Raw genomic sequence first — 4,576 nt, 5'->3', positions numbered from 1 at the left:
CGCTGCCCCTCGATCCGATGTTCATCCGAAACCGGAAAATGGATTCCCCAAAGCGCCTCGCTCCGCTTTGGCAGATGCGCGCGCCGCAGCAATTCCATCGGCAGTCTATCGGGCGCATCCTCGGTGTTGAACTGCTCCAGAGCCGCAAAGACGGCGCGTCGCAGGCGGGCCTGCGACACACCTTCCGTCAAGGGATAGATCGGAACGATCCGATTGGCCGCGAGCGCGTCTTTATCTTCGTCGAACGGCTCCCACTCGACTTCCGTCAGATCGAGATTGCGCCCCATGCGAGACGCCTTGCCATAAACGACGATCTTCTGTCCACGGATCTTATCGAACTGCTTCTTCACGAACCACTGATTGAAGAAAACTAAGTACGCAACGCCGCCCTCATCCTCAACACCAACCTTGGTCAGCGTCACCCGAGACCGCGTCGGCACGTTCTCAGCGTTCAGGACCTTGCCCATGATCGTGACGGCTTCGCCATGGCGCACATCGAGGATACGCTTGAAGTGCGTGCGATCCTCATAGCGGCGTGGATAGTGCGCGAGCAGGTCGCCAACGGTCCAGATCTTCAGTCCCTTGCCCAGCACCGCCGCAAAGGCGTCCGTAACGCCCTTCACCGCCGTGACTGGTTCATCCCATCCCGTCCCGTCGGATTTCTCCGCGGTTTGGGGCTCATCCCGCATGACCGTTTCTTTCTTATTTGACACCGCTGCGGCAGCCCCCTGAGTGACCCACCCCGGCCCTGCGGGCCACCCCTCCCATGAAGCTGGGAAGGGTAGTTAGGATTTTGTTATCGAGAGCGGCTTTCGTCCGAGAATCTCTTCTCAACCCTTCCCTGCTTCAAGGGAGGGGTCGGCCGAAGGCCGGGGTGGGTCATACAGGGCGCCCGCAGCGCCGGGGTGGGTAGAACAGCCGGAGTAAGTCTGCTGCTACGAAAGAAAAAAGACGGCTTCCCGTCTTTTTTATTCGCGGCCGTCTTGTTTCTTGTATCCATCATGAAAACGAACGGCTATCCGTTGTCGTCCGTGCTTGGGGAGACCACGACATAGCGCCCTGGCTCGTCGCCTTCGGAGTATGTCTGCACATCCTTACGCTCCGCGAGGACCGTGTGGATGATCCGCCGCTCCATCGGGTTCATGGGATCGGTCACAGCCTCTTGACCGTTGGAGATGACTTGATCGGCCAATTGATGCGCGAACTTCGTGAGCGTCTGGATGCGGCGCGCGCGATGCTTGTCGGCGTCCACGGCGATCCGTACGCGCTGTTCGCGGCCTTTGTTCACGATCAGGTTGAGCAGATACTGCAATGAGTCCAAACACTGCCCATGTGGACCGACAAAGTAAGAGGCGTCCGGACCGGTAATGTCCACGGAAATCTCGTCCAGCGGCTGGGAGCCGGCTACGACGTCGGCTTCGAGGCCGGTTCCCGCGACGATCGCGCGCAAATGCTCAAGTGCTTGTTGACCAGGCAATGAATTCTCTTCGTTCTGGGATGACAAGTCGTTGTCCCCTTCGGCAATTAATGCTCGCGCCGTTTCCGCGGCGTCTCTATTTAGGCGTCAGAATTTAGCGGCGCTTCTTCTTACCATTTGACTTCGGCGCGAGGCCGGTGCGTGCGGAAGTCGGCTTCGCCGCTCCGTTCGTGGAGGCGCGGACCGCCGGCGGCGCCGGCGCGCCGTCCGTCGCCACAACCGGAACTCCGCCGTCCTCGCCCGCGCGCTTCTTCATATAGTAATACTGCTGCGCTGTCCCCAAGATATTGAAAATCAGGTAGTACAGGATGAACGCCGACGACAGCTTATACTGCAGGAAGAAATAGGTGCTCATGAACGGGGTCATGATCGCCATCATTCGCTGCTGCTCGGCCTGCTGCGGATCGGGCGAGATCATCATCCGCTGCTGGATAAACATGGACAGCGCGTACAGAAGCAGGATCGGAATGTCCGGCTGGCTCAGGTCCACGCCGAGGAACGACGGGAACTGGTGCGCATAGCCGCTGCCGATCCAAAGGAAGCTGCCCTGCGAAAATTGATACTGATACACGCTGATCGTATACCAGAGCAAGTACATGATCGGCAGCTGGGCGAGCAAGGGAAGGCAGCTGGCGGCGGGGTTGATCCCACGCTCCTTGTACAGCTCCATCATCTTGCGGCCTTGCTCTTCTTTATCCTTGTACTTGGCCTGAAGCTCCTTGATGAGCGGCTGCAGCTTTTGCTGCTCCTTCATCATGGCGTATTGCTTGTTGGTAAGCGGCGTCAGCGCCAGCTTCACCAGGACGGAGATCGTCAGGATCGCCAGAAAGTACGAGTATCCGAACTTCGGTCCGCCCCACAGCTTGACCAGCGTATCCATGACCGTGTAAGCAAGGCTCGAAGGGAACTTCGTTCGGTTTTCCTTGTCGAGCGCCTGCTCCGCAGTTTGCAGGCTCGTGTCCGCAGCGATCTTATCATCATACGGAACGGTTTGAAACTGATTGTGGAGCGTTTTATAATCCGCGACGGCGTTAGCCTTGCTGTCGAGGACGGTTTCCTGAAGACGCGCCTGATAATACAACGACTCAGCGGCGTACCAGGTATTCCTGTACATTTTGCTGCTGACGACTTCTTTATACTTGTTGATCGCTTGATTGGCGCGCAGCTGCCCCAGACGCTTGTGCTCCGCCGCGCTCACCCCGCCTTCCAGCGACTGAGCATACTCATACTCAGCCTGTGCCCGAATGCGTTCGGCGACGCCATAGGCGGGCGATGGCGGAACGTTCGTCGGCGGCTGTGCGCCGGCGGGACGGGCGAACGTGAGCGCGGTCAAGAGAGCAAAAAGCGAGACCGAAAAGCGAGATTTCATCCAAACTCCACGACAACGAACCGGCTCTCGCCGGTCAAAAAAGAACCACGGCTGCTTCGGCAACGCTTTCATACGACGGGATCATGTCCGCCGGGATGAAAGGGATGGCAGCGGAGCAGCCGCATAACCGCCTTCGCCGTTCCACGAAAAACACCATATTTTTCGAGAGACTGCGCGGCGTATTCGGAACAGCTGGGCGTAAATCGGCAAGTCGCGGGCGTCCAGCGCGAAATCCCGCGCTGATACACTCGGATACAGCCGATCAGCAGGAGCTTTGGCAGTCTGCTCACCCAGCGTAAAACTTGCATGACTTGAGCCGAGACATTCCCGGGCCGGAAGCGCCGTAAACCGAGCAGACGCGGGCCGGTCCTTAGAATAAGCCAGCCTGACGACCGAGCGTTTCGACATCGGCCATCAGGCGGGAAAAATTGGCGTCCGTCGCCGACGTCCGCGCGACAAACATCACATCCACGGCGGCGTCCGCGCGCATCTTTGAGAGCACGTGCAGCCTGCAGATCTCGCGCAGCCGGCGTTTAATCCGGTTACGTATGTTCGCGCGCTTCGATACTTTTTTGCTGATTACAAAACCGAACCGAGGCGCCGTCAATCCCTGGGATCGCTCCGCCGCGGTCCGGGGACGCACGTACAGCATCAGAACGCCGCCATGAAACAAGCGCCGGCGAGCGTAAACAGCGCGAAAATCGCGGTTACGCTTCAGCCGGGCGTAGCGCGGCAGCATCGAGTAGGACCGTTAGCCCTTTTCGATCTTAACCGTATGCGTGACGGTAAGCTTGTAGCGGCCCTTGGCGCGGCGGCGCTTCAGGACATTTCGGCCGTCATTGGAGCTCATGCGCTCGCGAAAACCATGCGTCTTCATTTTGTGCCGGACATTCGGCTGGTAAGGTCGCTTCATTATTCTATTCCTTCAAAGGTGTACACAAAGTCCGTGTATTATAGCACATGCGCTCCGAAATTCACAACGGGAAACATGTTCTCTTAAAAAAACTCCATTTCACTCATTTGTTAATATTTTATATAAAACTAGGTATACTGACGGCAATATTTTGAATTACCGCCTCAGGGAATGAATGAAGATGTGCGATCACCACCCGACAATTGAAGACCGCTATCGCAGCGATCATCCCTGGCGAACGCTGGCGATGCTGTACGGTCAGCGCCGCCGGGCCGTGGTCGTCGCGGTTATTCTCTTCATTATTAAGCAGTCGCCGACCTGGGTCATCCCAATCGTCACGGCGAACATTATCGACGTAATTGCCCACCCCAATGAGCATAAGGCCCAGGAGATTCTGACGAACACGCTGGCCGGCGTTGTGTCCGTTGCTCTTAACTCGCCCTTCCATACCGTGTACTATCGCAATGTCGCCGAGGCGGCGCGGACGGCGGAGGCGACCCTTCGCTCGGCGATCTGCCGGCGGCTCCAGCAGCTCAATATCTCCTACTATAAGCACAAGAGCAGCGGCGTGCTGCAAAGCAAAGCCCTGCGCGACGTCGAATCCATCGATCAAATGGCGCGCAGCTTGTTTGAGATGGTGCTCGGCGCCGCCATCGCCCTGGTTTCCGCGATCATCGTCACCGCGATCCGCGCCCCCCAATTTCTGTTGTTCTTCCTTCTGGCGATCCCTCCGGTCATCATCATGCAGCAGTGGCTCTCCAAGCGCATGCGCAAGATCAACAAGGAGTTTCGCCAGGAAGTCGAGGGAATGTCATCC

General features: G+C 57.9%; 6 protein-coding genes and 1 pseudogene. 1 reads left to right on the top strand and 6 read right to left on the bottom strand.

The window, feature by feature from the left end; genetic code table 11:
• The 6 genes and pseudogenes from ABIZ35_RS24915 to rpmH form a co-directional block, all read right to left on the bottom strand.
• Window positions 1–689, bottom strand: a pseudogene (locus ABIZ35_RS24915) (hypothetical protein); the annotation flags it as partial.
• A gap of 326 nt (window positions 690–1,015) precedes the next feature.
• Entirely contained in the window at window positions 1,016–1,477 is a 462-nt protein-coding gene (gene jag, locus ABIZ35_RS24910; protein ID WP_348222636.1) for an RNA-binding cell elongation regulator Jag/EloR, read from the bottom strand.
• 94 nt (window positions 1,478–1,571) lie between these two features.
• Complete coding sequence (locus ABIZ35_RS24905; protein WP_348222635.1) at window positions 1,572–2,846, bottom strand: YidC/Oxa1 family membrane protein insertase; 1,275 nt, start codon at window positions 2,844–2,846, stop codon at window positions 1,572–1,574.
• Between the two features lie 68 nt (window positions 2,847–2,914).
• On the bottom strand, window positions 2,915–3,127 hold the full coding sequence (yidD, locus tag ABIZ35_RS24900) for a membrane protein insertion efficiency factor YidD (RefSeq protein WP_348222637.1): 213 nt from the start codon (window positions 3,125–3,127) through the stop codon (window positions 2,915–2,917).
• 89 nt (window positions 3,128–3,216) lie between these two features.
• The gene (gene rnpA / locus ABIZ35_RS24895; RefSeq protein ID WP_348222634.1) at window positions 3,217–3,585 is read right to left on the bottom strand and encodes a ribonuclease P protein component; all 369 of its coding nucleotides are present in this window, start codon (window positions 3,583–3,585) and stop codon (window positions 3,217–3,219) included.
• Window positions 3,586–3,597: 12 nt separating this feature from the next.
• On the bottom strand, window positions 3,598–3,759 hold the full coding sequence (gene rpmH, locus ABIZ35_RS24890; protein ID WP_348222633.1) for a 50S ribosomal protein L34: 162 nt from the start codon (window positions 3,757–3,759) through the stop codon (window positions 3,598–3,600).
• A 181-nt stretch (window positions 3,760–3,940) separates the two neighbouring features.
• On the opposite strand from rpmH, the gene ABIZ35_RS24885 reads away from it, so the two are divergent.
• Window positions 3,941–4,576 (top strand): ABC transporter transmembrane domain-containing protein (locus tag ABIZ35_RS24885; protein ID WP_348222632.1); only part of this gene is annotated, 636 nt, incomplete at its 3' end.

Source organism: Capsulimonas sp., from assembly GCF_039929585.1.
Classification (GTDB): Bacteria; Armatimonadota; Armatimonadia; order Armatimonadales; family Capsulimonadaceae; genus Capsulimonas.
The sequence above is the reverse complement of the archived record's forward strand: the minus strand, read 5'-3'. Positions and strand labels throughout refer to the sequence as shown.